The sequence below is a fragment of the Streptomyces sp. NPDC045955 genome, assembly GCF_056430805.1.
Window position 1 is genome coordinate 496,599 of record NZ_JBWKKY010000003.1, and the last position, 26,930, is coordinate 523,528.

Genomic DNA, 26,930 nt, shown 5'->3' on the forward strand with positions numbered 1-26,930 from the left:
CCCGTGACGCCTCGTACCACCCGGGTGGTCTGCCTGGCGCGCCGGCCCGACGGAGAACCGCTTCCCGGCGACTTCGTCGTCGAGGAGCGCCCGCTGCCGGCCCTGGGAGAGGGACGGCTGCTCGTTCGCAACCTCTACATGAGCGTCGACCCGTCCATGCGCGGGCGGCTGTCGGCCACCGAGAAGCACTACACGCACAACTTCACCCCTGGATCACCGCTCGACGGCCGCGCCCTCGGTGTCGTGGAGGAGAGCCGCTGCGCCTCGGTGCCGCCGGGCACCTACGTACGCCATCAGCTCGGCTGGCGGGAGCGGGCCGTGCTCGACGCGGCGGCCGTCGACGGCGCCGGCCGCATCGACCCGCACCTCGCGCCGCTGCCCACCTGGCTGGGCCTGCTCGGCCAGACCGGATTCACCGCGTACGTCGGCCTGACCCGTATCGCGCGACTGCGGCCGGGCGACACCGTCTTCGTGTCGGCGGCGGCCGGTGCCGTCGGCACCGCCGCCGGCCAGTTCGCCCGTCTGCTGGGCGCGGACCGCGTCATCGGGACCGCCGGAGGGCCGGACAAGTGCGCCCTGCTGGTGACGGAGTTCGGCTACGACGCGGCCGCGGACTACCGCGACGAGCCGGTGCGCGACGCGCTGGCGCGGCTGTCACCCGACGGTATCGACGTGTACTTCGACAACGTCGGCGGTGAGCAGCTCGCCGCGGCTCTGCACGCGCTGCGCACCGGTGGCCGGGTCGCCCTGTGCGGCATGATGTCGCAGTTCGGCGACGCGGGGCGGACCGTGGACATCAACCAGTTGATGCAGGCGGTCCTCAAGCGGCTGACGCTGTCCGGGTTCATCGTCCGCGACCACGAGGACCTGCGGCCGGAGTTCGAGCAGCGGGTCGCGGGCTGGCTCACCGAGGGCCGGATCACCGCGCGCGAGACGGTCGTCGACGGCCTGGAGAACGCCGCGGGGGCGCTGCTGTCCCTGCTGGGCGGCGGCAACGTCGGCAAGATGCTGGTGCGGCTGGACGGTTCCCGCTGAGACCACTGGAAACGGCGCCCCGGCCGGGGCGCCGTTTCAGCGCATGGGACGTGACGCGGCGACGGTGTGCGCCGTCAGGGAGACCCCGACCCGGGCCAGCCCCGCCACGGCCGCCCGGAAGTCCTTGATGTGCGGCGTGGCGAAGTGCTCGTCGAGGGCCTGCCGCGAGGTCCAGTACTCGTACACGCGGATACGCCGCTCGTCGGTGGGATCGGCGGTCATCGCGTAGTCCAGACAGCCGGGTTCCTCCTCGCGGGTGCGCCGGCCCAGCTCGACGAGGGCCGCCAGCACGGTGTCCCGGTCGCCGGGTTCGTAGTCCATCCAGCCGGACACGATGATGCCCTCAACCATGGTGGTCCTTTCGAGGTCGTGCCCGCGGGCCCGTCGCTCCGGTGCAGGGAAGCGACGGGCCCGCGGAGTTCTCAGATGCCGAGCGGCGCGGGAACACTGTCGACGGTGACCGTGCCCTGCTCACCGTCGACCGTGATCACCATGCCGTCCCGCAACCGCCGCGTCCCGCCCTCGACGGAGATCACGGCCGGGATGCCCAGCTCACGGCAGACCACCACGGCGTGGCTGTTGAGCGCGCCCACGTCCACGACGGCCGCGCCGGCGACCAGGAACAGCGGGGTCCAGGCCGCGTCCGTGATCGGCGCGACCAGCACCTCGCCGGGCTCCAGCGCCTCACACGAAGCCGGGTCGGTGACCACCCGCACCCTGCCGGTGTACGTGCCGTGGCTGCCGCCGACACCGCCGAGCACATCACCCTCGACGGCCACCTCGGTCCGCTCCTCGGCGCGGCGCGGCCAGGTGTCGATCTCGGTCTGCGCGTCGTCGGCGACGAAGAACGGCGGTTCCAGCTCGTGCAGGCTCGCGTACTCCTCCAGCCGCCGCGCGATCACCGGGTCGAAGGACTCCGGGGCGGCGACGTAGTCGTCGAGTTCGGTGTCCAGCAGCATCATCACGTCCTCGGGCCGGGCGAACAGCCCCGCCTCGACGCCGCGGCGGCCGAGCTCCCGTACGGCCATGCGGATCTCGTTGACGACGGTGACGCAGTTCGCCTTGGTGCGCTCGCGGGCCGGGATCCACACCCGGGAGGCGTGCATCCCGGCGTCGAACATCGGCTGCGTCTCCTCGGGCAGCACGGCCCGGATCTCCCGCGCCGTCCGCTCGCGCCCCTCGGTCAGCCGTTGGTGCCGGGCGGCCGGGGAGTCGTCGTCGGGGCTGTGCCGGATCCGGTCGACCAGGGCCAGCGCCTGCACGGGCGACGCCTCCCACGACAGCGCGTGGATGTCCCACTCGTTGGGACCGCGGTCGCCGGACTCCGCGAGGAACTCCTCGAAGGAGTCCCGGAACGCCTTCACGTCCCCGTTCGCCCCGTCGAGCGCCCGCTCCACGGCCGCCGGTCCCTGGTCGAAGAGTGTGCTCAGTTCGGCCGAGGCCGCCACCTGGCGGGACAGTGTCCACAGTCCGGTCGAGGGGGAGGCGGAGTCGACGTCGCCGAGACCGCCGATGAGGTCGAGCATGGCGCCGGGGCGGTCCGCGCTCGCGCACAGCGGGCCGAGGATCGCCGGTCCGACGGACGCGGGCAGCGACGACTCGACGTGCCGCTGGAAGGTCGTCTCCACCTCCTCCAGCAACGACCGGGCGTGCGCCACCAGTTCGGTGTCCGACAGCTTCGCCAGGTCGGGTCGCGAGCGGCGCAGGGCGCGCAGCCGTTCCCGGTCGGCGTCGGCCTCCGGGAAGCCGGTCTGGCCGAGCATCCGCTGGAGCGTCGCGCCCGCCTTGGCGGTCAGCTCCTCGTCCTGGTCGTCCGGGTGCGCCAGGTACACCGGCGTGTCGGAGCGCTGACCGACGAAGGCCGCGTCGATCTGGTCCGCCGTCTGGCCCATGCGGATGCCGAACAGCCGCATGTGGGACAGGTTCAGATAGAAGTGGCCGCCGAACATGCCGACGAACGGCGGCCGGGGGCCGGCCACCTCCTCCTCGCGGTAGATGCCGAACCCGACGAAGCCGCGACGCCAGCCCTGTAGGCCCCGTCCCCAGACCAGGGTCCAGCCCAGCGGGCTGGCGGGTTCCGGCAGGGTCTCGCCCGCGTTGGCCCGGGTGTAGTGCGGCAGCCGCTCACTGCGCTGCCAGTCCGTGATCCAGCTCTTCATGACCGAGGTCTCCCGCTGTCCGTGCCCGCGCCTACCACTGCGCTGTTCCGCCGTCGACGCTGATCAGCGTGCCGGTGATACCCGCCCCCGCCTCGCTCGCGAGCAGCGAGGCGACCGCCGCGATCTGCTCCACCGTGGTGATCTTCTTGGTGGCGGCATGCTCGGCGAAGCGGCTCAGCCAGTCCTCGTAGGAGATGCCCTCGGCCTCCGCGGCGGCGGGGCCCGCGGCCCGCATGAGGTCGGTGTCGACGGCGCCGGGGCAGATCGCGTTGCAGGTGATGCCCTGGGTGCCGTACTCGAAGGCGGTCGCCTTGGTCAGGCCGTGGATGGCGTGCTTGTTGGTGATGTAGTGGCTGATCGCGGGCTTGTTGGCCTGCTTGCCCTCCACCGAGGAGATGTTGATGATGCGGCCCCAGCCGCCCTCCAGCATCTTCTGCAGGGCCCGGCGGGTGCCGTAGAAGTAGCCGTTGACGTTCAGGTTGAGGGCGTCGTGCCAGGCCTCGTCGCTGAGCTGGTGGATCGGGGCGAAGCCGGAGCTGCCGCCGACGTTGTTGACCCAGATGTCGAGCCTGCCGAAGCGCTCGGCGGCGAAGTCGGCGAGGCCCTCGATGTCCTCCTGGCTGTTGGCGTCGCAGGGGTGGAAGACGGCCCGGTCCCCGGCGTCCATCTCCTCCAGGGCCTGCTTGCCCTTGACCTCGCTGCGGCCGCTGACGACGACCGTGGCGCCGTCGGCCAGGAAGGCCTCGGCGATGGCGCGGCCGATGCTGCGCGTGCTGCCCGTGATCACCGCGACACGTCCGTCGAGGCTGCCCGTAGCCACCATGGTGTTCTCCCGCGAGTCTTGTTGGTTGCTCACCTGGCGGCTCTGTGGGGTGCTGTGTCCAGGTGCTGATGGATGGTGCGGTGGAAGTGCTGGAGTCCGGGCTCGTTGCGTCCGAAGACGAAGTCGGTCCCGTCGAGGGCCTTCAGGCCCTGCTGGACTCCGTAGGTGGTCGCGTAGTCCTCGTCGCGGACCACCTCGTGGAACCACGCGCCGAAACGGTCGGCGGCCTCGCGCTCCTCCTCGGTGACCGCCGGGTCCCGCAGCAGGATGATCTGCTGGGTCACCGACTCGGTCGCCGTCCGGGGGAGCACCAGGGAGACGGCGATCTTCTGGCGCCAGCCGCCCGCGATCGCCAGGCCGGGGAAGAGCCAGTAGATGGGCCCGACACAGTCCCCGGGGTCACGCCGGTCCGGCGGCAGCTCGACCGCCTGCGCGATGGGGCGCAGGGCCGGTGCGATGCGCTGGTGGGGGCCCCAGGTGTCGTGGGCCATCATGTTCGAGAGGTTCGTCTCGAACACCGTCTTCGGGTGCAGCGAGGCGAAGTGGTACGTCTCCAGGTACCCGTCGAGGGTGACCTTCCAGTTGGGACTGGTCAGCTCGCTGGTGGCGTAGTGGTGGCACTCCGCCAGCCGGAGGCCCTCCAGCAGGGGCTGGAGGTCGCCCAGCCAGGCGTCCAGGTCGGGCTCGGCCTCCGGATCCAGCGAGACGAAGACGATCCCCGCGCGCTCCCCGGCCGGGAGCCTGACGAGGCTGCGGCCCTCGCGCGGCACCTCGCCGAACGTCTTCTCGGCGTACACGCCCCGCAGCTCTCCGGCGAGGTCGTACGACCAGGAGTGGTACGGGCAGGTGAGCCGCTTCGACACCCCGCAGCCGGGTTCGAGGAGCTTGGCTCCCCGGTGCCGGCAGGCGTTGATCATCGCGTGCACGGTGCCCTGACGGTCACGGGTGATCAGCACGGGGATGCCGAGCACCTCGATCGCCTTGTAGGTGTTCGGCCCGGGAAGCTCGCAGGACATGGCGAGCGGCAGGGGGACGCTGCGGTGGACGGCGTCGGTCTCGCGCTGCCAGCGGTCGGCGTCGAGGTAGTTGGCGACGGGTTCCGTCCACTGGCCGTCCGCCTCGTGCGTCGTGTTGTCGCGGTAGTGCGTCATCACGCGCTCGACGAGTTCGGCGGCCTCCCGTCGCATCGTCACGGACGCGGCGTCGGTGGACCGGTCCTGGCTGATCCACGACGAGTATTCGGGGGCCGACGGGGCCGGGATCGACGACCTGGGCCCCGCGTCTGGTTCCCGAATCTCCGGCGAACTGGTTTGGACCACGATGTCCTCACATCCTCCCAGCCGCGAGCCGGTGACCGGCTTCGGAATGCGACAGCTGGGCTGTGTCCGAAACGACAACAGGACTTAGTGTGGTCTGTCAATAGAAAGTGGCGAAGTTGCCGCTCGGTGTCCCATGGGGGTGGGTGCGATGGTCATGACCCTGCCGTTCGAGGTGGGCGTGGTGGTACGGGACCTGGAGCTGATGGAGCGCTTCTGCTGCGACGTGCTCGCCTGCCGCGCCGAGCGCCGCTCGGGTGTACCGGAGGCCGTCGGCGGTCCGGCCGGGCTCGGCGGAGAGCTGGTGGTCACCTGGCTGCGGGTGCCCTCCGGGGAGTGCGTCAAGTTGATCCTTCCCCGGTCGGCGGGGGTGCCGGAGCGCGCGTCGGCCTTGCCGGCCGGGCGTCCGGGCCTGTCGTATCTCACCTTTCACTTCGACGACATCGACCCGGTGGTCGAGGCGCTGCGGGCCGCGGGTGCCCGGCCTGTGTCGGACCCGGTCGTCGTCCGGGCGCGCGGCCGGCGGATCAGCTTCTGGGCGGATCCGGAGGGCAACGCCGTGGAGTGGGTGGACGTGCGGGGCCGGCAACCCGGGGCAGAGGCGTAGTAATTAGAGACGCTGTTCAGTAAGGTGCCCAGTGCTGGTTACTGTAGACCAGCACAAGTAAGTCCGATTGTTTGGCAACCTCCCTCGGACGAAGGGGCGGACGGTGGCTCAACGAGTGTCAACGGCGTCGAAGAAATCCGCGCAGGTCAGCGCGCAGGTCATCAAGGACCTGCACGAGCGCATGGTGCGCATCCGGCTGTTCGAGACCGAGGCGGGAAAGCTCATGGAGGCCGGAAAACTGCCCGGCTTCCTGCATCTGTATGTCGGCCAGGAAGCCGTCGCCGCCGGCGTGATGGCAGCCCTGCGCGACGACGACCAGATCACCTCCACCCATCGCGGCCACGGGCACGCCGTGGCCAAGGGCGTCGGCTTCCGCGCGATGTACGCCGAGTTGTACGGCCGGGTCACCGGTGCCTGCCTCGGCCGCGGCGGCAGCATGCACATCAACGACCTCACCCGCGGCATGCTCGGCGCCAACGGCATCGTCGGGGCCGGCGTCCCGATCGCCGTGGGCGCCGCCTTCGCCGCCCGGTACAAGGGCGAGGACAACGTCGCCGTGACCTTCTTCGGTGACGGCGCCACCAACATCGGCGCTTGGCACGAGGGCGCCAACATGGCCGCGATCCTCGGCCTGCCCGTGGTCTTCGTCTGCGAGAACAACGGCTACGCGGAGTTCACCCCCCAGTCCGGGCACATGCTGCTCACCGACGTCGCCGACCGGGCCGCCGCCTACGGCATGCCCAGCGTGATCGTCGACGGCATGGACGCGGTCGCCGTCCACCGGGCCGCCGTCGAAGCCGTGGAACGGGCCCGGGCCGGCGCGGGCCCGATGATGATCGAGGCCAAGACCTACCGCTTCTTCGATCACCAAGGAGTCAAGGGCCTGCGTCACCCCTACCGCTCCGACGAGGAGGTCGCCCAGTGGAAGGCGCGCGACCCCATCGACGTGCTGGAGGTCCGGGCCGTCGCCGACGGCACCGCGACCCGTGCGGAGCTGGACGACGTATGGCAGCGCACGCGCGAGGAGATCGCCGAGGCCATCGCGTACGCCGAGGCGAGCCCGCTGCCCGACCCCGCCGACCTGCTCCTCAACGTCTACTCGGGATGACCGCCATGACCACCACCACCGAGGCACCGGCCGTCACCCCGGTCGCCGCCCCCCGCAAGCTGTCCTACGTCAAGGCCTTCAACGAGGGCCTCGCCCAGGCCATGCGCGAGGACGAGAACGTGTTCGTCGCCGGCGAGGACGTGGCCGGATACGGCGGCGTCTTCCGCATGTTCGACAACCTGCTCGACGAGTTCGGCCCCCGCCGCATGATCGACACCCCGATCTCCGAAGCCGCCCTGGTCGGACTCGGTGTGGGAGCCGCCGCCCGGGGCCTGCGGCCCGTCGTCGACCTGATGTTCATGGACTTCATCGGCGTCTGCCTCGACCAGATCGTCAACCAGGCGGCGAAGATGAAGTACATGTTCGGCGGCGCGCTGTCCGTGCCGCTCACCATCACCACCGCCTCGGGAGCGGGCCTCGGCGCCGCGGCCCAGCACAGCCAGAGCCTGGAGGCCTGGCTGGCCCACGTGCCGGGCCTCAAGGTGGTCATGCCCAGCGACGCGTTCACCGCCAAGGGCCTGACGGTCTCGGCCATCCGGGACGACAACCCGGTCGTCATCATGCTCAACAAGGTCCTGCTCGGCAGCACCAGCGAGGTGCCCGAGGAGATCTACGGCATACCGCTGGGCCAGGCGCACACCGCACGGCACGGCTCCGACGTCACGGTGATCGCCCTGGGCCGCATGGTGGGGGAGGCCCTCGCGGCGGCCGAAGAACTCGCGGCCGAGGGCGTGGAGATCGAGGTGATCGACCCCCGCAGCGTGCAGCCGCTGGACACCGAGACGATGTTCGCCTCCGTGCGCCGCACCAACCGGGTGCTCGTGGTGCACGAGGCCGTCACCTTCGGCGGGCTCGGCGCGGAGATAGCCGCCCAGATCCAGGACTCCGTCTTCGACTACCTGGACGCACCGGTCCTGCGCATCGGCGCCCCCTTCTCCCCGGTTCCCTTCTCCCCGGTCCTGGAGAAGGCGTACGTGCCCGATCGCGCCCGCATCGCCCAGGGCTGCCGGCGTCTCCTCGAAAGGTCGTGACCGACATGGCGGTCGAGGTTCTGCTGCCGAAGATCGGTCTGACCATGCAGGAAGGCACGATCGACGAATGGCTCGTGCCGGTCGGCGCGGCCGTCGCGGAGGGCGACGCCCTGCTGAGGCTGGCGACCGACAAGGTCGACGTGGACGTCGAGGCGGAGGCCGGGGGACTGTTCCACCCGGTGGTGGCGGCGGGCGTCACCGTCCCCACCGGGGCCCTCATCGGCTGGCTGCTGGCCGAGGGCGAGCAGCCACCGGACCCGGCGGGTACGCCGATGCCCGCCGGGTCCGGGGCCGGTGCGGGTGCCGCGCCGCCCGCGCTCAACGGCACCGACGCCGGGGCTGCTCCGGCGGTGAACTCCGTCAACGGCACCGGCACCGGCGCTGCTCCCGCGGTGCCCTCCGCCAACGGCACCGCCGGCCGGCTTCTGTCCTCACCCAACGCCCGGCGGGTCGCCACCGCTGCCGACGTCGACCTCACCGCCGTACGCGGCACGGGACCCGGCGGCCGGATCGTCTCCGAGGACCTGGAGGAGTTCCCCGCGGCCCTCCCCGGCGACCCCGGTACACCGGCCCCGCCGCGCGGTACCTCCTCCTCGCCGCTGGTCCGCAAGCTGGCCAAGGAACGGGGCATCGACCTGTCCGAGGTGAACGGCACCGGGCCGGGCGGCCGGATCCGCCGCTCCGACCTCGACGCCGTCACCCCGGCCCCTCCTCGCCGGGACGCGGCCCCTCGGCCCGGCGACGTCCTCCCGCTCACCGGGATGCGCGGCACCATCGCCCGCAGGATGCACGCCAGCCTCCAGGAGATGGCCCAGCTGACGCACGGCTTCGAGGTGCGGATGGACGCCGTGGTGTCCCTGCGGGACCGGCTCAAGGAGGAGTGGGCCGACAGCGATCTGCCGGTGCCCAGCCTCAACGACTTCCTGCTGAAGGCCGCCGCCCTGGCCCTACGCGAGCACCCGCTGCTCAACGCGACGGTGCGGGAGGACGGCATCCATCTGCTCGACGGCGTCCACCTGGGCTTCGCCGTGGCCGTTCCGGGCGGCCTCATGGTCCCCGTGATCGAGGATGCCGTGGAACTCCCCTTGCCCGAGATCGCCCGCCGGTCCAGGGCCCTGGCCCAGGCCGCGAGCGAGGGGCGGATCTCCCCCGCACAACTGGAAGGGGCCACCTTCACCGTCACCTCGCTCGGCGGATACGGCGTCGACTTCTTCACCCCGGTGATCAACCCGGGCAATGTCGCGATCCTCGGGGTGGGCAGGCTCAGGGACGGCGTCGAGTGGGCGGACGACCGGCCGCTGCGTACGCGCGTGCTCACCCTGAGCCTCACCTTCGACCACCGTGCCGTCGACGGGGCACCCGCCGCCGAATACCTGCGCACAGTCGGTGAGTTGCTGCGCAGGCCCCTCCGGCTGCTGGTGTGATCCGCCGGACGGGCCCTCAGGAGGCCGGGTCGGCGATCCGCTCCGCGAGAGCGCCGACCTCGCGGACGAACGAGCGGTGCCCCAGCGACCGGTACACGTCGTCGCCCCGGACCTGTGAGATCGCCGCGGTCTCCAGCAGCGCCAGCAGGCCCAGCCCGATCACCGCCGCCTCGGCGTCGGTGACGGACGTACGGGCCTTGCGGATCAGCCGCACCAGCTCGTCCAGCAACTCGCTGCGGCTCTCCTGGCGCAGCGCCTCGGCCTCCTGGCTCATGCCGGCCGACGACACGAAGAACACCGTGGCGGCGGAACGGTGTTCGCCCAGCCAGGCCAGCAGCGTGGTGACCGCCGCACCGACGTCCGAGCCGGGTTCATGGGCCTCCGTGAGCGCCTGCAACTGCTCGCGCAGTGCGGTGGCGAACGCCCGCATCCCCTCTGCCAGGACCTGGTCCTTGGAGGAGAAGTGGTAGTACACCGCTGCCGAGGTCATCTCCGCGCGAGCGGCGATGTCGGCCACCGTCACCTCGTCCGGCGGCTGGGTGGCGAACAGCTCGGTGGCTGCTTCGATCACCCACTGCTTGCGCGACGGACGGTGAGCGGCGCGGGCTCCGGAGGTCTTCATGGTGTCAAGTATGCCGGGCGGCGAGCGTCCCGTAAGCCCAAGCGCAGCAGGAATTACTCCGCCGGCCGGTCGGAGTTACTGGATAGCATGGGCAGTACACAGGGCCCGCGGACGCGGGGTCACGGCAGCCGGCAGGGAGCATGATGGCCAGCACGAAGAACGGCAAGCAGCCCGCCCACCGACCCTCGCGGCGGCAGCACATCATCACCGCCGCCGTGCGGGTGTTCGGCCGCAACGGCTTCGCGGAGACCAGCATCCAGGACATCGCGGACGAGGCCCAGGTGGTGCCCACGGCCGTCTACTACCACTTCGACGGCAAGGAGGAGCTGCTCGAACTCGCCATGCGTCGCGTGTTCGACCAGCTGAACGCGGTCGTGGAGGCGGCCCGTCCCGAGTCCGAACCGGGTGACGCGGAGGGGCTGATCCGCGTCATCGACGCCGTGTGGGACTGGGTCGAACAGAACCCGGACGAGGCCCGCCTGTACCAGGTCCAGGTCGCCTCCGCCAACGGCAGCGTCAAGGTGCTGCGGGACGAGTTCGAGCAGCGGCACATCCAGCGTGGCTACGACTATCTGCCCGAGGGCACCACCCGCAGCCCCCGGGCGGCGAAGGTACGGCACGCGTCACAGGCGCTCGCGGTCCGCACCCTGATCAGTACGACCATGCTCGTCACCGCGCTGCGGGCGGAAGGGGGACCGCTGTCCCGGCTGCCCTCCCGCTCGGTGCTGGAGGCGGTCAGGGAGCTGGCACTGCGCATCGTCGCCACGGAGCAGAAACCGGCGAAATCCACGACATCGGCGAAATTCGCGAAATCCGCGAAATCCGCGAAATCCGCGAAGTCGGCCGAGCCGGCCACGTCCCGGAGCTGAGGCGGTTCACCAGGCGAGCGGCCTGCGCTCGGCGAACAGCCCGCCGGTCGTCTCGTCGCCCTCGGGCAGGGTTGCCAGCCAGACCGGGGTGTCCGCCCCCTCCCGCGGACCGCGCGGGGCGGAGGGACCGCCCATGCCGCTGCGGGTCCAGCCGGGGTCGGCGGCGTTGACCAGGACGCCCGTGCCGGACAGCTCGGCGGCGAGCATGCGGGTCAGGGCGTTGAGCGCCGTCTTGGAGACCCGGTAGGCGGGACGCCGGCCGGAGTCCATCAGCGCCAGGGAACCGTACGAACTGGTGACGTTCACGACCCGTCCGTAGCCGGCTTCCACCATGCCCGGCACGACAGCCTGGGCCATCCTCCAGGCACCGGTGAAGTTGGTGTCCAGCGTGGCGTGCAGGACGTCCTCGTCGACCCAAGGGGGCCGCAGATCCCCGTCCAGCGACACCCCGGCGTTGTTCACCAGCACGTCGATCCCGCCGCTCAGCTCCCTCGCGTCCCGGACCGCTTCGGTGACGCTCCTCGCGGAGGTCACGTCCAGGGCCAGCGGCACCGCCGCCGGGCCGATGGCACGGCACGCCTTCTCGGCGGCCTCCGGCTTTCGCGCCGCGACCAGGACCCGCAGCCCCCGGTCCGCGAGTCGCCGGCCGATCTCCAGCCCGATTCCCCGGGCCCCGCCCGTGACGAGTGCGGTTCTGCCGTCGTGCCGCATGGCGGTGTCCGCCCCTTTCACACCGTGAGGACCGAGCAGGCGCTGATCCCGGGCGCCCCGTACACATGGGTGAAGCCCACCCGGGGCGCGCCGGGCACCTGCAGACCGGGCGCCCGGCCCTGCAACTGCCGTACGACCTCGTGGAACTGACGCAGCCCGGAAGCGCCGACGGGCTCCCCGCCGGCCAGACAGCCGCCGTCGGTGTTGACCGGTATCCGGCCCGCGGGATCGGTGTCTCCCGCGGCCAGCAGTGCCTCCTGCTCGCCGTGGCAGCACAGCCCGGTCTCCGCCAGGTGGATCAGCTCCGAGCCGCTGTCGGTGTCCTGCAACTGGGCCACCTGCACGTCCGCGGGCCGCAGCCCCGCCGTGCGGAAGACCGCCTCCGCGGCGTCCACGCTGGGGCTGCGGTGCGGTCCCGGCGGCAGCCAGGGCGAGAACACCTCGAACGAACCGAACCGCCGGGTCCGGAAGGCCAGCGACGCGAGCCTGACCGGTCGTTCGCACAGGTCGAACGCGCGGTCGCCGAGCGCCAGCACCAGCGCGGCAGCGCCCTGACCGGGCGAACAGAACATGTACTGGGTGAGCGGGGGACTGACCTCGGCGGAGTCCAGGATCTCCTGCTCCGTCAGCGGCTTGCGCCGCCACGCCAGGGGGTGGTGCGAGCCGTTGCGGAAGGCCCGCGCCGCCACCCTCGCCAGCGCCCCCTCCGAGATCCCGTGTTCGTACAGGTACCGCCGGGTCTTGAGGGCGAAGAACTGGGTCGTGAGCATCATGCCGGTCTCGGCGTACCAGTTGCCCAGGCCGTAGCGGGCCGCGGAGACGTGGAACGCGCCCCGCTCGTGCTTGTCGAACCCCACCGCCAGTCCCACGGAGGCCTCGCCCGCGCGCAGCGCGCTGGCCACCGTGAGCACGGTGGAGGCGCCGGTCGCGCAGCCGTTCTGCACGTTGACGAACGGCACTCCGGTCAGGCCCAGCCGGCCCACCAGGGTGTCGGGCTTGCCGGACACGTCGGAGCCGCCGGCCGCGTAACCGATGTTCTCCCAGGCGACACCGGCGTCGGCCAGCGCCTCGCGCATCGCACGCTCGGCCATGTCCATTCCGGTGACGCTCTCGTCGCGGCCGAAGGGATGCATCCCGCAACCGACCACGTACACGTCGTCGGGCCGGCTCATCGCTCCCCGTCCAGCTCCGCGCGGAACCCGAAGGTCAGCACGTCGGTCCCGTCCTCGTCCCGGTACGCGGGCACGGTGGTCAGCCGGACCGGCAGACCGATCCGGATCTGCGCGCGGGGGACCGCCAGACGCGCCTCCACGAGCACCTCACCGAGATCCACATAGCCCACGTGGTAGGCCCGGTGGCCGCCGGACGGCGGCCGGTACGGCGGTTTCGGCGGGAACGCCTGAAGCGTCCACGACCACACCCGCCCGCTCACCGGCAGCACCCGCGCGGACATCGCCCCGTCCGGGCACCTGGGGCAGGACTCCTGCCGGGGGAAGACGACGGTGCCGCACGCGGAGCAGCGGGCGCCCACGAGACGCGGTGGATCCCCGTCGCCGAACTCCCCGCTCGCGAACAGTGACTCGTCGATGAGTCTGGTGGCCATGCCGTCCCGCCTTCCACGTCACCAGCCCAGCAGCCCGGCCAGCCGTTCCCGATGGTGTGCGGCGCCGCCCAGCAGGACCGCGTCCGACTGGGCGCGCCGGAAGTACAGGTGCGCGTCGTGCTCCCAGGTGAAGCCCATCCCGCCGTGGAACTGCACGCACTCGGCGGCGACGGAGACGAATGCCTCGCCGCACCACGCCTGCGCCACCGCCGCCGCCTCGGCCAGCGCCTCCGGTGAGCCGTCCGCCAGGACCGCGCGCACCACGGCCGAGCGTGCGGCCTCGACCTGGAGCAGCATGTCGGCGCAGGCGTGCTTGACCGCCTGGAAGCCGCCGATCGCCCTGCCGAACTGGGTGCGGTCGCGCACATGGGCCACCGTCATGTCCAACGCGGCCTGTGCTCCGCCGAGTTGTTCGGCGGCCAGGGCGATCAGCGCCACGTCCAGGGCGCGGGAGACGATCTCCGTTGCCTCGCCGCCGGCGGTCAGTGCCCTGGCCCGGGCCCCGGAGAAGGCGACCACCGCCTGGCCCCGGCTGAGGTCCAGGGTGGGCACCCGGCGCACCGTGACCCCGGGCTCGCGCGGGTCGGCCAGGAAGAGGTCCACGCCGTCGGCCCCCGCCGCGGCCACCACCAGCGCCTCGGCGTCGGCGCCGTCGAGGACGAACGGCGCCGTGCCGTCCAGCAGCGGGACACCGCCCTGCCAGGAGACGGCCACCGGCACGGCGTCGGGCCGCCATCTCCCGTCGGGCGCGGCCACCGCCAGGGCGTGCACGGTCCCCTCGGCCAGCTCGGCCAGCGCCTTGTCGGCCGTACCGCAGCCGGCCAGCACCTGCCCGGCCAGGACGGTGGAGGACAGCAGCGGTACCGGTGCCAGCGTCCTGCCCAGCTCCTCGCAGACGGCGGTGATCTCGGCGAGGCCGCCGATGCCTCCCGCCGACCCGGGCAGGCCGAGGGCCGCGAGGCCGACCTGCCGGCCGAGGGTGTCCCACAACTCGGCGTCGATGCCGGGGGCTTCCTCGGGCATCCGGCGGACCGCGGCGGTGCCGCCGGCGTCGGCGCACACCGACCGCACGGTCTCGCGCAGATCGTCCAGCTCGGTGTCCGACAGGGCGGTGCCCTCGGTCGTGGTGCTCGTCATCGTGCGCTCCCGCCCTCGTCCTGCCGCTGCCGCAGGGCACTGTGCGCGGCGGCCATGCGGGCCACCGGTACGCGGTGCGCGGAACAGGAGACGTAGTCGAGGCCGACGTCGTCGCAGAAGGCGATCGACTCGGGGTCCCCGCCGTGCTCACCGCACACACCGAGCTTGATGCCGGGCCGTACGCTCCGTGCCCGTTCGGCGGCCAGGGCGACGAGTGCGCCCACCCCGTGCGGGTCGAGCCGGGCGAAGGGGCTGGCGGTCAGGAACCCGCGCTCCTGGTACGAGGCGAGCACCTGGCGCTCGACGTCGTCTCGGGAGAACCCGTAGGTGAGCTGAGTGAGGTCGTTGGTGCCGAAGGAGAAGAACTCGGCGTGCTCGGCGAGTTCGCCGGCCAGCAGCGCGGCCCGCGGGGTCTCGATCATCGTGCCGAGCCGGTAGGGGACCTCCACCCCGGTGCGGGCGGCGACCGCTTCGGCGGCTCCGCGCACGTACGCGGCCGCGGCGGCGAGTTCCTCCGGCAGGCTGACGAGCGGGATCATCACCTCCAGCTCAGGCCGTACTCCGGTGGCGGCGACATCGGCCCAGGCGGTGAAGAGCGCCTCGGCCTGCGCCGGGTAGAGCCTCTCGTGCAGCAGCGCCAGCCGCACCCCGCGCAGCCCGAGCATCGGGTTGGCCTCGCGCAGCGCGGCGGCCCGCTGCTCCTCGCCCGCGTCCAGGGCCTGTCCGGGGGCGGGCAGGAACTCGTGCAGCGGGGCGTCCAGCAGGCGCACGGTCACCGGGCGGTTCCCGACGGCGGCCAGCAGCGCGCGGAAGTCCTCGTGCTGCGCGCGCTCCAGCGCCGGCAGGGCTTCGTCGCGGGCGGTCGGGTCGGCGGCCAGGAGCACCCGGCGGATCAGCGGCAGCCGTTCGCCGAGGAACTGGTGTTCCGTACGGCACAGTCCGACCCCCTCCGCGCCCAGGGCGAGGGCCGTTTCCACCTCGGCGGCCGTGTCCGCGTTGGCCCGCACGCCCAGTCGGCGCATGCCGTCCGCCCACTCCAGCAGGGTGGACAGTTCGGGCGGCGGTCCGGCGACACTGACGCTCAGGGTCCCGGCGTAGACGGCGCCGGTACGGCCGTCCAGCGAGACCGGGTCGCCCTCGCGCACCGTCCGCTCCCCGAAGCGGACCGTCCCGGCGGCCGGGTCCACCCGGAGCCCCTCGGCGCCGCACACCGCGGGCTTGCCGGCACCCCGTGCGACCACGGCGGCGTGCGAGGCGATCCCGCCGCTGCCCGTCAGCACGGCAGCGGAGGCCAGCATCCCGGGGACGTCCGCCGGGGTCGTCTCGGCGGCCACGAGCACGACCCGGGTGCCGTCCGCGGCCAGTTCGAGGGCACGTTCGCTGGACAGCACCACCGCTCCGGTCGCTGCTCCCGGGGACGCGGGCAGCCCCCTCACCAGGAGGTCCTCCCCGCCGGTCAGCCGCAGCTGGGGGTGCAGCAGTTCCTGCACCTGCGCGGGGGTGATCCGCCGTACGGCGTCCTCGCGGCCGAGTGCCCCGTCCCGGGCCAGGTCCGCGGCCAGGCACACCGCCGCCCTGAGCGGTGGGCGCAGTTGCGCCGAGGCGGCGAGCAGGGAGATCTCGTCGTCGCGCATCTCGAAGTCGACCGACACCGGTGCCCGCAGATGGCGCTCCAGGGTGAGCAGGGAGTGCTCCAGCAGCGCTGCCCCGCCCGCGAGCCGGTCCAGCGGCTCACCGGTGTGCGGCGGCGGGGCGCTGCGGCGCACTCCCCGGAAGAAGAAGCCCTGGGGGAAGAGCCGCCCGGTGTCGGGATCGCGGCTGACCGCCGTGCCGTGGCCCGAGTGGTCCGCCGGGCCGATGCGCAGCGCCTGCACGTGCAGGGCGAGGGTCAGGTCGGCGGGGAGCCGCTGGGCTCGGCGGGACCTTCGCGCGCGCGGCGATTCCCACCGGTTGAGGAGGGCGCGGGCGGCCAGCGCGAGCTGCTGCGCCGGGTCGTCCGGGAAGGGCCGGGAGCCGTGCCGCGCCACCAGGGAGAGCAGTGCTTCGACCCGCGCCCGCGGCTCGGGCGTGTCCAGAAGAGCGTCGTCGAGCACCGCGCCGGACACGTCGAGGGCGTACTCGGCGATCATCCGTACGGTGGCGGCCCACACCTCGTACAAGGCCTCCGCGCGCCCGATGACGGCACACAGGTCGTCGGCGTTGCCCGTGGTCACGCCGAGACAGGCCAGGTCGGGCGGCAGTCCCGCGATCTCGGTCGGCGCGCTCGCCGACAGACGCAGCAGCAGTGGCCGGGTCGCGTCGCCGATGCGCCGCCCCGAGAGCTGTTCGACCAGATCCACGGCGGCCTCGGCGGTGTCGGGTTCGCCCAGCGACGCGGAGGAGCCCGCGGGTACGGTGAGCCCCGGCACGACCGGCAGCCCGAGGGCCACCAGCCGGTCCATCGCCGCGCCGTGCGCGCCCAGCTCGTCGGCGTCGAGGCCGCGGATCCGGCCCTGTCCGTAGGGCACCAGGACCCGGCCGGGGGCCTCGGAGGGCGCGAGCGGAGCGGCGGACTGGGCGAGCGGGCCCGCTTCGCGGTCGGCGACGCTCACCCCCGGCTCCTGGTGACCAGTGCCTCTTCCAGGGCCTCGTCCTCGGCCCGGCTGATCCCCAGCACGAGCAGCAGTTCCTGGTGCAGCCGTATCCACACCGTGTGGTACGAGTCGCACAAGGGTGAGGCCAGCCACGCCGTCGCGCCGTCGTCGAAACGCTCGAGGGCGTCCTCCAGGGCCGTGAGGTACCGTCCGCTGCCCGCGAGTACCCGCTCCAGCCTGCGCAGCACGGGCTGGATGGCCTCGTGCACGTCTTCCAGCGACTCGCGTACCTCGGCGTCGTAGGCGTCGTCGGAGTGGTCGTTCGCGGTGCCGTCGGGGCGGCACTGCCAGGCCGTGCAGACGTCGCGGATCTTCCGGTTGACCGGCAGGAACGCCTCGTAGGCGGCGGTGATCCGCGCCTCCTGACCGGAGCCGGCGGGGACCCGCAGGATCCGGGCGGCGGCGGCCTTGGCCCGCTCGGTCGGCAGCACCACCGGACCCTTCACCATCGCCAGCCCGGCGTCGACCAGCGGACGGTGCTCGGACTCCGGCCGGCCGCGCCACATGCCCCGCAGAACGAGGTCGACGACGGCTTCGCCGAGCAGCTCGTCGGGAGCGTCCGGAAGGCCCACGGCAGCAGATTGCATCGCCACACCTTTTCCCCGGTTCTGTGGTCACCGGTTCCTCGGATCTGTGTTGCCCGGAGGTTACGCCTCGGCGAGCCTGTTAGTGAAGAGGGACTCAAGAAACACTTTCGGATGCGCCGGTCTCGGTCCGCACGTCGCCCGCCTGCGGGCGCTGCCGCGCGGCGAGGAACGACGCCATGCGGTCCCGCGCCTCCCGGCCGTCCGCCAGGGAGGCGATCAGCCGTGCCTCTTCGGTGAGGTGGCGGGTCAGTTCGTCCGCCGTGCCGGCGCGCAGCAAGCCCTTCGCGGCACGCAGCGCGTCACCGGCGCCGGCGGCCAGGCCGGCCGCGGTCCGGTGTGCAGTGTCGTCCAGTTCCTCGTCCTCCACGCAGTGGGAGACCAGGCCCCATCGTTCGGCGTCGTCGCCGGTCAGGACCCGGTTGGTGAGGATCAGGTCCGCCGTCCTGTGGGGGCCCACCAGGCGGGGCAGGAACCAGGAGGCTCCGCAGTCCGGCGTCAGCCCGATCGCCGTGTACGCCAGCCGGAACCGCGCGGACCGGGCCGCCAGGACGATGTCGCCCACCAGCGCCAGGCCGATCCCGCCGCCCGCGGCCGCGCCGCGCACGGCGGTCACCAGCGGGACGGGCAGTTCGTAGAGGGCCTGTACCGCCGCGTGCGCGGCGCTCGCCACGGCATGGACATAGGCGCCGGTCCCGGCGCCGCGACCGGCGAAGGCGCGCAGGTCACCGCCCACGCAGAAGCTGCCGCCCGACGCCCGCAGCAGCACGGCGCCGCCCGGGTCCGCGGCCACCTCACGCGCGCTGTCCCGCAAGGTCTCGGCCGTCCGCAGGTCCAGGGCGTTGCCCCGTCCCGGGTCGTCGAGTCTCAGCTCGACGACCCGGTCGGGGTGGCGGACGATCCGGACCGGCTCGGTGCTCACGGCAAGGCTCATGGGTGCTTCTCCTGTCGTAGCTTCCCGTCGCCGGGTGCTTCCCGTCCTCGGTGCTTCCAGGCAAGATACTTAAGACGCTATACAGTTTCTAGATGCGACGGGACCCGATGCCCGTACGCCCGTCGGCGGGAGGTCCCGTGTCCATCCAGTTCGATGTAGACCCGACTGTCACTCAACTCGCCTCGGACATAGCCGAGTTCGTGCGCGAGGTGGTCATTCCGGCCGAGCGCGAGTGCGGCGGGTCCGTGCACGACGCCCCCGAGGCCCTGCGGGAGACACTGCACAAGGCGGCCCGTGACGCGGGAGTCTTCGCTCCCCACGTGCCGGCGCGCTGGGGCGGACACGGGCTCGACCTGCGCGGGCAGGCGGTGGTGTTCGAAGCGGCGGGCTACTCCCTGCTCGGACCGCTGGCGCTGAACTGCGCGGCCCCTGACGAGGGAAACATGCACCTGCTGGAGAAGGTGGCCACCGAAGAGCAGAAGCAAAGGTATCTGCGCCCGCTCGCCGCGGGGGAAGCGCGGTCCTGTTTCGCCATGACCGAACCGGCTCCCGGGGCGGGTGCCGATCCCCGCTCCCTGCGGACCACCGCGACCCGGGTTCCCGGCGGCTGGCGCATCGACGGGCGCAAGTGGTTCATCACCGGTGCCGAGGGGGCCGGCTTCGCCATCGTCATGGCCCGCACCTCCGGCAGTCCCGGCGACCCGGGCGGCGCCACCATGTTCCTGGTCGACGCGGGCAATCCCGGCATGCGCCTCGTCCGGACCATCGAGACCCTCGACGAGTCGCTCTTCGCCGGGCACAGCGAGATCGCCTTCGAGGGGTGCGTGGTGGGGGAGGAGCAGGTGCTCGGCGCGGTGGACCACGGCTTCGAGGGTGCCCAGGTCCGGCTCGGTCCCGCCCGGATGACGCACTGCATGCGCTGGCTGGGAGCTGCCCGCCGCGCCCAGGACGTGGCGCTGGAGCGGGCGGGGAGCCGGATGGCGTTCGGCTCGGCGCTGGGCGACCTCGGCATGGTCCAGCAGATGCTGGCCGACTCCGAGATCGACATCGAGGCGAGCCGCGCTCTGATCCTGCGCGCCGCCTGGGAACTGGACACCGGCTCCGCGGCCGCCTCGCAGCTCACCTCGGTGTCCAAGACCTTCGTGGCGGAAGCGGTGAACCGGGTGGTCGACCGCGCGGTGCAGATCTGCGGAGCGCTCGGCATCTCGGCCGCCGACGCCCCACTGGCCCGCCTGTTCCGGGAGGTGCGGCCGTTCCGCATCTACGACGGCCCGTCGGAGACGCACCGGTTCGCCATAGCGCGCCGCGCGCTGCGACCCTACCGGCAGCCGCGTACGGGCGTCGCGGACGGCTGACGACGGAGCTCAGCCCATGCGCAACCATATGTTGCGCATGGCTGCCCCCTGCCGTACTCTGATACGCAACTAAAGGTTGCGAAAGGGTTCGGGCATGGAGTACGGCAGCATCGAGCGCGAGATCCACGTCGACGCACCACCGGAGGTGGTCTTCGAGGTCGTCAGCCGGCCGGAGCACATGCGGGAGTGGTGGCCGGACGACGCGCGGTTCACGTCCGTCCCGGGCGCGCCCGGTGAGCTCTTCTGGCGGGACGAGACGACCGGCCAGACGATGACCGTCGCGCTCACCGTCGTCGAGGTCGACCCGCCGTCGCGCTTCTCGTTCAGGTGGTGCTACACGGGCGCCGAACGCGGCGGGGACTCGTTGCTGGTCACCTTCGACCTGCTCCCGGCCGAGCAGGGGACGCGGGTGCGGATGACCGAGACCGGGTTCCGCGAGATGGGCTGGGAGATCGCCGTACTCGAGGAGCACTACCGCGATCACGCGAGCGCGTGGGACCACTACATCCCCAGACTGGGCGCCTACATCGCGCGGCTGGTGTCGGCCTCATGAGCACGCCGGTCGACGACGAGCTGTGGTCGGCGATCGGTGACCCCACCCGGCGCACGCTGATCGACCTGCTCCTCGCGTCCGGAGCCGGAACGGCCACCTCACTCAGCGCGGGCCTGCCCCTCACCCGGCAGGCCGTGTCCAAACACCTCGCCGTCCTCGACCGGGTCGGGCTGGTCCGTGCCGAGCCGGCCGGTCGTGAGCGGCGCTACCGGGTCGACGAGGCACAACTCGCCCGCGCGGCCGCGCAACTGGCCGCGGTCGGCACGTCCTGGGACGCCCGACTGCGCCGGATCAAGCACATCGCGGAGGCGATCGAACGCAGCCGCAACCACACCGAAGGAGAATGAAGATGCCCGACATCCTGCATCGCATCGGCGCCGTCGCGCCGCTGGACGACGTCTACCGTGCCATCGCGACGCCCGAGGGCCTCGCCGGCTGGTGGACGACCGACACCACCGGCAAGAGCGAGGTCGGCGGTCAGCTGGCGTTCCGCTTCGGCGACGTCGGCGGCTTCGACATGGAGATCCTGGAGCTCGACCCGGTCGGCCGGGTGCGGTGGCGCGTCACGGACGGCCCCGCGGAGTGGATCGGGACCGAGATCGACTGGAACCTCAGCCGGCGCGACGACTACACGATCGTCCTGTTCAAGCACGAGGGCTGGCGTGAGCCGGTCGAGTTCATGCACCACTGCAGCACGAAGTGGGCGACCTTCCTGCTGAGCCTCAAGGACTTCGTGGAGACCGGACGCGGCAGGCCCGCACCCGACGACATCCGGATCAGCGACTGGCACTAGCTGGGGCCACGGTCGTCGTGACCCGCGTGAGCGTGGGTTTCCGGGGCACCGACCCGAAGCCGAAGCGCACGGGTGGTTCGACCGGTGCCATGGCACCGAGGTCGAGGCCCTCGAAGACCGCGGACACCGCGCCGACCGGCCGTATGTCCCGTACGCCGTACCACTCGCGGCGTCGCGCGCCGGTACGGCCGCGGGTGCGTACGTGGGTCGGCAGCAGACGGGCGGGCCCGTTCGTCAGGGCGGCCCATGCCGGGCGGGCGGCGAGCGCGCCGGGCACGGCCGCCAAGAGGACGCCCAGCGGCCCTCGCCGGCCCACGGTGAAGCCCAGCTCGAGAGGCCCCGCGGTGACGGTCCAGGTGTCGTCCGCGACGCTCACCTCCACCGGCACGACACGCACCGTGTCGAAGCTGTAGGCGCCACTGACGAAGTCCGCCGTCCGGCGCGTGGGGGCGAGTAGCAGCCGTTCCCCGTCGGCCCGCTCGATCATCACGTCGCTGAACGGCCCGAACGGCGACCGCTGCCAGTGCCCCACCACGACGCGCGTCCCCGAGGAGGTGCCCACGCCCGCGATCCAGCCGTCGAAGCGCAGTCGCGAGCGCCCTCCGCGGGTGCCGCGCGTGCGGCTCAGGGCGCTACCCCCCGGACCGGCCCGGCGCCGGGACACGCGGCCTCGTCACCCCCAGCCGCACGTGCCGTACTCCTTCCGAGAAGTGCACCAGGGGCTCGGCGCTGGGCGCGGGAAGGCCAGCCGCGCTGGTCAGCGTCTCCTCGAGCACGTCGACGGCGGCGCCGGCCAGCGGCCAGGGCTCGTGTTCGACCGGCGTCTCCCAGAGCATGCCGAGCCGACGGGTGTACGCCCGCCAGCGCGAGGTCAGCCACACGTCCCGCTCGGTGGGTGCGATCGGGTCACCGGGCCGGACCACCAGGCGGTAGGAGGCCTCGCCGGCCCATCTGGACCCGGCGTACGAAACGGCGTCCCCGTCCAGGGAGACGCTCAGCGTGCCCGGATGGTACGGCGCGCCGACGACCCGGGCCGCCAGCATCAGCGGGCAGGCCACCTCGATGGACAGGAACCACAGCCCGTCCGTCCCGTCCCGCTGCCGGACGAAGGTCCGCAGGTTGGTCTCCGCGAATGCCGCGAGCCCCGGCACCCGGGCGGGCACCGCGGGAGGGCGCACATCAGCCATCACGAAGGGAGTGAGCCCCACCCAGGCCGCCCCCTCGTACTCGTCCACCACCAGTTCCTCGGGCAACAGCGCCTGGACCGCGTCCGGCGGAAAGGCCCAGTGGACGAACGTCTGCCTCAGCCAGCCGGCCCGCAGCGCGGGAACGCGCACCCGCTGCTCGGCTCCATAGGCGACCACACCTGGCGGGTTTCCCGGGGTGGCGGACGGAAACGCGAGGTCGGCCGGCCCGGCTCCACGATCATCGTGGGGATCCTCGACGAGAACGGCGAGGCGCAGGTCGTCGGGACAGCACACGGGTGCCGGTGCGTCGTAACCGGACAGCGCCCGGTTGACGCGAGACGCTGCCGCTGGCACCCGCCCCTCACCCCTGACCGCTCACCCCCGGAGTCCGCCATGGCAGCACCGCCGGCCCCGTCCGCCGAGGACGGATACCGCTTCGACGACCTGCACGCCCTCTTCATCAACTGCACGCTCAAGCCGTCGCCCCAGCTCAGCCACACCCAGGGACTCATCGACAAAAGCCGGGCGATCATGGAAGCGCAAGGGGTGGCCACGCAGGTCGTCCGCGCGGTCGACCAGGACATCGCACCGGGCGTCTACCCCGACATGACCGAGCACGGCTTCGCCACCGACGCCTGGCCGGCGCTGTACGAGCAGGTGATGGCCTCGGACATCCTGGTCCTGGCCGGACCCATCTGGCTGGGTGACAACAGCTCCGTCACCAAGCAGGTCATCGAGCGCCTGTACAGCTGCTCCAGCCTGCTCAACTCCCAGGGCCAGTACGCCTACTACGGACGAGTCGGAGGGTGTCTGATCACCGGCAACGAGGACGGCGTCAAGCACTGTGCCATGAACGTCCTCTACAGCCTCCAGCACCTCGGCTACACCGTCCCGCCGCAGGCCGACGCGGGCTGGATCGGCGCCGCCGGGCCCGGCCCCTCGTACCTGGACCCCGGCTCGGGCGGCCCGGAGAACGACTTCACCAACCGCAACACCGCCTTCATGACCTGGAACCTGATGCACCTGGCGGCCCTGCTCAAACGCGCCGGGGGGATCCCGGCCCACGGCAACCAGCGCACGGAATGGGACGCGGGGTGCCGACCGGGGGCGGACAACCCCGAGCATCGCTGAGCGGGACCGGGTCCCGCTGTTCTCCATCCCCGGGGCCGACGGTGCGACGTAAGGATTTCGTCATCAGCCGCGGGGTACTGCCCGGCCGCCGGCCTCCGTTGAATGGGAGAACAACAGGAACGTCACAGGGGGGAGACGAGTGGGGATGGGGCGCGTGCGCAAGGCATGGACCGGGCCGTTGGCCATCGCGGTGCTGGTGGCGGTGGTCGCCGGGGTCGGCTTCGGGCTGTACTGGTTCCAGCCGTGGAAGCTGTGGCAGGACGAGACCGTCCAAGAGGCGCTGCCCGGGGTCGTGGAGAACTCCGCTCCTCCCGCCGCGGCGCCCTCGGCCGAGCCGTCCGAGCCGCCCTCCCCGGCCACCGGCCCGCAGACGCTGGCCAGTGGTGAGCTGATCAGTCACGAGCACGCGACAGCGGGCACGGTGAAGCTCGTACGGCTGGCCGACGGCTCCCATGTCCTCCGGCTGGAGAACCTCGACACCAGCAACGGACCGGACCTGCGCGTCTGGCTGACCGACGCGCCGGTGAAGCAGGGGCAGGACGGGTGGCACGTCTTCGACGACGGGAAGTACGTCAGCCTCGGCAAACTGAAGGGCAACAAGGGAAGTCAGAACTACGCTCTGCCCCCTGACGTGGATCCGTCGAGCTACGACAGCGTGAGTATCTGGTGCGACCGTTTCGACGTCTCGTTCGGCGCCGCCGAGCTTGCCCGAGTCTGACAGAGCGGCCCGGTCGGCCGAGAGCCGACCTGGGCCGCGCAGTCATGCCTTATCGGCGGGATCCGGGCAGAAGACCGGCACCCGTTGGACGAGATTGTTGGCGAACCTTGTGCACCTCTGAGACGCGCGCCCTGAAATTCCCGCCGTCAGGATTTCCTTTCCCAGGACTATCGCGGCCGTCCGATCCGGGGGTCCAATGGTAGGAGTCAGGCTCTCCGCGCCGGCGCCGTCAGGAGAGGCACGCAATGGACCCATGGCTGATCTGGTTGATCATCGCAGCCGTGCTGGCCGCGGCGGAGATCTTCACCCTTACCGCTGCGCTCGGAATGCTGAGTGCGGCCGCGCTGGTCACGGCGGGCTCCGCCGCCGTCGGGCTGCCACTGCCGTTGCAATTCCTGGTGTTCACCGTCGTCGCCACAGTCACCGTGCTGTTCGTACGCCCCATTGCACTGCGCCACCTCTTCCAGCCTCAGACGGAGCGGTTCGGCGTGGACGCACTCGTCGGCAGGGCCGCCTATGTCGTCTCGGAGGTGACGGGCCTGGGCGGCAGGGTCCGCATCGACGGCGAGGAGTGGACGGCCCGGGCCTACGACGAAACGCTGGTGATTCCTGCTGGAAAGACCGTGGACGTCATGGAGATCAGCGGCGCCACCGCGATCGTCTACCCCCGGGACTGAAACCATGGAAACCTCGGCGCTTCTGATTGCCGGCCTGATCGTCGCGCTGATCGCGGTTTTCACCGTGGTGCGGGCGGTCCGAATCGTGCCGCAGGCGCGTGCTCGTAACGTCGAGCGGCTCGGCCGCTACCACCGGACCCTGAATCCCGGCCTCAGCCTCGTGATCCCTTACATCGACCGGGTTCATCCGGTGATCGACCTACGGGAACAGGTCGTCTCCTTCAAACCGCAACCGGTCATCACCGAGGACAATCTGGTCGTCGAGATCGACACCGTTCTGTATTTCCAGGTCACGGATCCGCGAGCGGCTTTCTACGAGATCGCGAATTTCCTTCAGGCGGTCGAACAACTCACCGTCACCACCCTGCGCAACGTCGTGGGATCCATGGACCTGGAAAAGACGCTCACCTCACGGGACACCATCAACAGCCAGCTCCGCGGCGTGCTGGACGAGGCCACCGGCAAGTGGGGACTGAGGGTCAACCGGGTGGAGATCAAGGCCATCGACCCCCCGCAGTCCATCAAGGACGCGATGCAGAAGCAGATGCGAGCCGAGCGGGACAAGCGAGCCGCGATCCTCGGGGCCGAGGGACAACGCCAGTCGCAGATTCTCACCGCCGAAGGCGACAAGCAGGCCGCCGTCCTGCGCGCGGAGGGAAACCGCACCGCCGCGATCCTCCAGGCCGAGGGCCAGTCCCGGGCCATCGACGAGGTGTTCCAGGCCGTGCACCGCAACGACCCCGACCCCAAGCTGCTCGCCTGGCAGTACCTCCAGACGCTGCCCCAGCTCGCGCAAGGCCCGGGCAACAACTTCTGGGTGATCCCCAGCGAGATCACCGCCGCACTCCAGGGGATGTCCCGAGCCTTCACCGAGGTGCTGCCCCGGTCGCCGGCCACCGTCGACAAGCCCTCGGACGACATGGCCGCCCAGGCCGCCGACGACACCGCACAGGCGGCGAGGGCCGCTGCCGCGGCCCTCGCCGACGCCGCCAAGGCCGAGGGCGCCGGCCCCGACGCCCTCCCGCCCCAACCGCCTCGCTGACCGCCGACGGCGTCTCCGCGAGGACCCCGCGGCGGTGGCGGTGCCGGACCGGCGGCCTGCGCGAAGTCGTCCTTCGGCAGCCCTTCAGGCTGCCGGGCCGGGCAGCCGTGTCGGACAGGTGGTGTGCGCCGTCACGGGAGTGTCTCCTTGACCTGCTGGCAGCGGGCGCAGTAGCGGGCCTGCGGCACGATCATCAGCCGTTGCCGGTCGACGGGGCGCCGGCACAGGTGGCAGGTGCCGTAGGAGCCCTGCCGCATGCGGGCGAGAGCCGCTTCGACGTCGGCGAGGACCATACGGGCGGACGCCGCGAGCTTGACGCGGACCTCCGCCTGCGCGGCGGCCTGCCGCCGGTGCCGGTCCTCGGCACGGGAGGTGGCGGGTCCGGCGAGCTGGCGCAGTTGCTCTTGGCGGAACAGACGCTGCTCGTGGAGGTTCTCACGCAGCGCGGCGAGGTCGTCGGCCGACAGGTGGGTCGTGCTCTCGCCGATGGTCTGGTCGGTCACCACGTCACCCCTTTTGAGGCAGGGCGTAGAAGGTCGGTACGGGCGTCGGGCAAGTCGGCCGGTCAGGCGGCGCGGCGGCAGGCGACGCAGTAGCGGGTGTAGGGGAGGATCTCCAGGCGTTCCGCGGGGACGGGCTTGGCGCAGCCCAGGCACGTTCCGTAGGTGCCGTCCGCAAGGCGGGCGAACGCTTCCTCGATCTCTTGGAGGACCCGCTCCATCGCGGCCTTCTGGACGGCCAGCAGGGGGTCGTCGGCGCTGGGGCCGGTCTCGTCGAGGGCCCGCAACTGCGCCAGCCGTGAGGTGCGGGCGTGCTCCAGGCGTTGGCGGGCGTCGTGAAGACGGGGCTCGGCCCGGGTGACATCGAGCGACATGGTC

The 26,930-nt window shown here is 71.9% G+C and carries 30 protein-coding genes; 14 read left to right on the plus strand and 16 right to left on the minus strand.

Features of this window, described 5'->3' with window-relative positions; all coding sequences use genetic code 11:
- Positions 1-3 precede the first annotated feature (3 nt).
- A complete protein-coding gene (locus AC07F0_RS08625; RefSeq protein ID WP_478975998.1) occupies positions 4-1,035 on the plus strand; it encodes an NADP-dependent oxidoreductase in 1,032 nt (343 codons plus the stop codon).
- Between the two features lie 36 nt (positions 1,036-1,071).
- On the opposite strand, the gene AC07F0_RS08630 is transcribed toward AC07F0_RS08625, so the two are convergent.
- The 4 genes from AC07F0_RS08630 to AC07F0_RS08645 form a co-directional block, all read right to left on the minus strand.
- Entirely contained in the window at positions 1,072-1,386 is a 315-nt protein-coding gene (locus tag AC07F0_RS08630; protein ID WP_478976001.1) for a putative quinol monooxygenase, read from the minus strand.
- A gap of 71 nt (positions 1,387-1,457) precedes the next feature.
- Positions 1,458-3,194, minus strand: a complete 1,737-nt coding sequence (locus AC07F0_RS08635; protein ID WP_478976004.1) for a PEP-utilizing enzyme — start codon at positions 3,192-3,194, stop codon at positions 1,458-1,460.
- Between the two features lie 31 nt (positions 3,195-3,225).
- Entirely contained in the window at positions 3,226-4,050 is an 825-nt protein-coding gene (locus tag AC07F0_RS08640; protein WP_478976007.1) for an SDR family NAD(P)-dependent oxidoreductase, read from the minus strand.
- A complete protein-coding gene (locus AC07F0_RS08645; protein WP_478976264.1) occupies positions 4,047-5,204 on the minus strand; it encodes an aromatic ring-hydroxylating oxygenase subunit alpha in 1,158 nt (385 codons plus the stop codon). The genes AC07F0_RS08640 and AC07F0_RS08645 overlap by 4 nt, the downstream gene beginning before the upstream one ends.
- Before the next feature lie 286 nt (positions 5,205-5,490).
- On the opposite strand from AC07F0_RS08645, the gene AC07F0_RS08650 reads away from it, so the two are divergent.
- The 4 genes from AC07F0_RS08650 (at position 5,491) to AC07F0_RS08665 (ending at position 9,503) form a co-directional block, all read left to right on the plus strand.
- Positions 5,491-5,940 (plus strand): VOC family protein, encoded by a 450-nt coding sequence (locus AC07F0_RS08650; protein ID WP_478976010.1) that lies wholly within the window; start codon positions 5,491-5,493, stop codon positions 5,938-5,940.
- Between the two features lie 103 nt (positions 5,941-6,043).
- Positions 6,044-7,048: a thiamine pyrophosphate-dependent dehydrogenase E1 component subunit alpha gene (locus tag AC07F0_RS08655; protein WP_478976013.1), complete on the plus strand. Its 1,005-nt coding sequence runs from the start codon at positions 6,044-6,046 to the stop codon at positions 7,046-7,048.
- Between the two features lie 5 nt (positions 7,049-7,053).
- Positions 7,054-8,079: an alpha-ketoacid dehydrogenase subunit beta gene (locus AC07F0_RS08660; protein WP_478976016.1), complete on the plus strand. Its 1,026-nt coding sequence runs from the start codon at positions 7,054-7,056 to the stop codon at positions 8,077-8,079.
- Positions 8,080-8,084: 5 nt separating this feature from the next.
- Positions 8,085-9,503 (plus strand): 2-oxo acid dehydrogenase subunit E2, encoded by a 1,419-nt coding sequence (locus AC07F0_RS08665; RefSeq protein ID WP_478976019.1) that lies wholly within the window; start codon positions 8,085-8,087, stop codon positions 9,501-9,503.
- Between the two features lie 16 nt (positions 9,504-9,519).
- Here AC07F0_RS08665 and AC07F0_RS08670 read toward each other — a convergent pair whose 3' ends face one another.
- Positions 9,520-10,125 (minus strand): TetR/AcrR family transcriptional regulator, encoded by a 606-nt coding sequence (locus tag AC07F0_RS08670; RefSeq protein WP_478976022.1) that lies wholly within the window; start codon positions 10,123-10,125, stop codon positions 9,520-9,522.
- 143 nt (positions 10,126-10,268) lie between these two features.
- Here AC07F0_RS08670 and AC07F0_RS08675 point away from each other — a divergent pair, with 143 nt between their 5' ends.
- Positions 10,269-10,994 (plus strand): TetR/AcrR family transcriptional regulator, encoded by a 726-nt coding sequence (locus AC07F0_RS08675; protein WP_478976025.1) that lies wholly within the window; start codon positions 10,269-10,271, stop codon positions 10,992-10,994.
- Positions 10,995-11,000: 6 nt separating this feature from the next.
- On the opposite strand, the gene AC07F0_RS08680 is transcribed toward AC07F0_RS08675, so the two are convergent.
- The 7 genes from AC07F0_RS08680 to AC07F0_RS08710 form a co-directional block, all read right to left on the minus strand.
- Entirely contained in the window at positions 11,001-11,705 is a 705-nt protein-coding gene (locus AC07F0_RS08680; RefSeq protein WP_478976028.1) for an SDR family NAD(P)-dependent oxidoreductase, read from the minus strand.
- Between the two features lie 17 nt (positions 11,706-11,722).
- The gene (locus tag AC07F0_RS08685; protein WP_478976031.1) at positions 11,723-12,877 is read right to left on the minus strand and encodes a thiolase family protein; all 1,155 of its coding nucleotides are present in this window, start codon (positions 12,875-12,877) and stop codon (positions 11,723-11,725) included.
- The gene (locus AC07F0_RS08690) at positions 12,874-13,308 is read right to left on the minus strand and encodes a Zn-ribbon domain-containing OB-fold protein (RefSeq protein ID WP_478976033.1); all 435 of its coding nucleotides are present in this window, start codon (positions 13,306-13,308) and stop codon (positions 12,874-12,876) included. The genes AC07F0_RS08685 and AC07F0_RS08690 overlap by 4 nt, the downstream gene beginning before the upstream one ends.
- An 18-nt stretch (positions 13,309-13,326) precedes the next feature.
- Positions 13,327-14,445: an acyl-CoA dehydrogenase family protein gene (locus AC07F0_RS08695; RefSeq protein ID WP_478976036.1), complete on the minus strand. Its 1,119-nt coding sequence runs from the start codon at positions 14,443-14,445 to the stop codon at positions 13,327-13,329.
- Entirely contained in the window at positions 14,442-17,036 is a 2,595-nt protein-coding gene (locus AC07F0_RS08700; RefSeq protein ID WP_478976039.1) for a putative PEP-binding protein, read from the minus strand. The genes AC07F0_RS08695 and AC07F0_RS08700 overlap by 4 nt, the downstream gene beginning before the upstream one ends.
- On the minus strand, positions 17,033-17,665 hold the full coding sequence (locus AC07F0_RS08705; protein ID WP_478976042.1) for a hypothetical protein: 633 nt from the start codon (positions 17,663-17,665) through the stop codon (positions 17,033-17,035). Before AC07F0_RS08705 ends, AC07F0_RS08700 begins: the two co-directional genes overlap by 4 nt.
- A gap of 94 nt (positions 17,666-17,759) precedes the next feature.
- A complete protein-coding gene (locus AC07F0_RS08710) occupies positions 17,760-18,596 on the minus strand; it encodes an enoyl-CoA hydratase/isomerase family protein (RefSeq protein WP_478976045.1) in 837 nt (278 codons plus the stop codon).
- Between the two features lie 137 nt (positions 18,597-18,733).
- Between AC07F0_RS08710 and AC07F0_RS08715 the strand changes: the two genes are divergently transcribed.
- The 4 genes from AC07F0_RS08715 (at position 18,734) to AC07F0_RS08730 (ending at position 21,297) form a co-directional block, all read left to right on the plus strand.
- Entirely contained in the window at positions 18,734-19,951 is a 1,218-nt protein-coding gene (locus AC07F0_RS08715) for an acyl-CoA dehydrogenase family protein (RefSeq protein ID WP_478976048.1), read from the plus strand.
- 94 nt (positions 19,952-20,045) lie between these two features.
- The gene (locus AC07F0_RS08720) at positions 20,046-20,504 is read left to right on the plus strand and encodes an SRPBCC domain-containing protein (protein WP_478976051.1); all 459 of its coding nucleotides are present in this window, start codon (positions 20,046-20,048) and stop codon (positions 20,502-20,504) included.
- Entirely contained in the window at positions 20,501-20,851 is a 351-nt protein-coding gene (locus tag AC07F0_RS08725) for an ArsR/SmtB family transcription factor (protein ID WP_274821440.1), read from the plus strand. Before AC07F0_RS08720 ends, AC07F0_RS08725 begins: the two co-directional genes overlap by 4 nt.
- Before the next feature lie 2 nt (positions 20,852-20,853).
- A complete protein-coding gene (locus AC07F0_RS08730; protein ID WP_478976054.1) occupies positions 20,854-21,297 on the plus strand; it encodes an SRPBCC family protein in 444 nt (147 codons plus the stop codon).
- On the opposite strand, the gene AC07F0_RS08735 is transcribed toward AC07F0_RS08730, so the two are convergent.
- Both AC07F0_RS08735 and AC07F0_RS08740 read right to left on the minus strand, forming a co-directional pair.
- On the minus strand, positions 21,281-21,925 hold the full coding sequence (locus AC07F0_RS08735) for a hypothetical protein (protein WP_478976265.1): 645 nt from the start codon (positions 21,923-21,925) through the stop codon (positions 21,281-21,283). The two genes, AC07F0_RS08730 and AC07F0_RS08735, sit on opposite strands and share 17 nt — an antisense overlap.
- Before the next feature lie 4 nt (positions 21,926-21,929).
- Positions 21,930-22,661, minus strand: a complete 732-nt coding sequence (locus AC07F0_RS08740; RefSeq protein ID WP_478976267.1) for a YqjF family protein — start codon at positions 22,659-22,661, stop codon at positions 21,930-21,932.
- A gap of 216 nt (positions 22,662-22,877) precedes the next feature.
- On the opposite strand from AC07F0_RS08740, the gene AC07F0_RS08745 reads away from it, so the two are divergent.
- The 4 genes from AC07F0_RS08745 (at position 22,878) to AC07F0_RS08760 (ending at position 26,052) form a co-directional block, all read left to right on the plus strand.
- Positions 22,878-23,615 (plus strand): flavodoxin family protein, encoded by a 738-nt coding sequence (locus AC07F0_RS08745; RefSeq protein ID WP_478976057.1) that lies wholly within the window; start codon positions 22,878-22,880, stop codon positions 23,613-23,615.
- Between the two features lie 145 nt (positions 23,616-23,760).
- On the plus strand, positions 23,761-24,333 hold the full coding sequence (locus AC07F0_RS08750; RefSeq protein WP_478976060.1) for a DM13 domain-containing protein: 573 nt from the start codon (positions 23,761-23,763) through the stop codon (positions 24,331-24,333).
- Between the two features lie 245 nt (positions 24,334-24,578).
- The gene (locus tag AC07F0_RS08755; protein WP_436729227.1) at positions 24,579-25,010 is read left to right on the plus strand and encodes an NfeD family protein; all 432 of its coding nucleotides are present in this window, start codon (positions 24,579-24,581) and stop codon (positions 25,008-25,010) included.
- A 4-nt stretch (positions 25,011-25,014) separates the two neighbouring features.
- Positions 25,015-26,052: an SPFH domain-containing protein gene (locus AC07F0_RS08760; protein WP_478976063.1), complete on the plus strand. Its 1,038-nt coding sequence runs from the start codon at positions 25,015-25,017 to the stop codon at positions 26,050-26,052.
- A gap of 131 nt (positions 26,053-26,183) precedes the next feature.
- Here AC07F0_RS08760 and AC07F0_RS08765 read toward each other — a convergent pair whose 3' ends face one another.
- The gene (locus AC07F0_RS08765; RefSeq protein ID WP_478976066.1) at positions 26,184-26,558 is read right to left on the minus strand and encodes a TraR/DksA family transcriptional regulator; all 375 of its coding nucleotides are present in this window, start codon (positions 26,556-26,558) and stop codon (positions 26,184-26,186) included.
- Positions 26,559-26,617: 59 nt separating this feature from the next.
- Positions 26,618-26,926, minus strand: a complete 309-nt coding sequence (locus AC07F0_RS08770) for a TraR/DksA C4-type zinc finger protein (protein ID WP_478976068.1) — start codon at positions 26,924-26,926, stop codon at positions 26,618-26,620.
- Positions 26,927-26,930 lie beyond the last annotated feature (4 nt).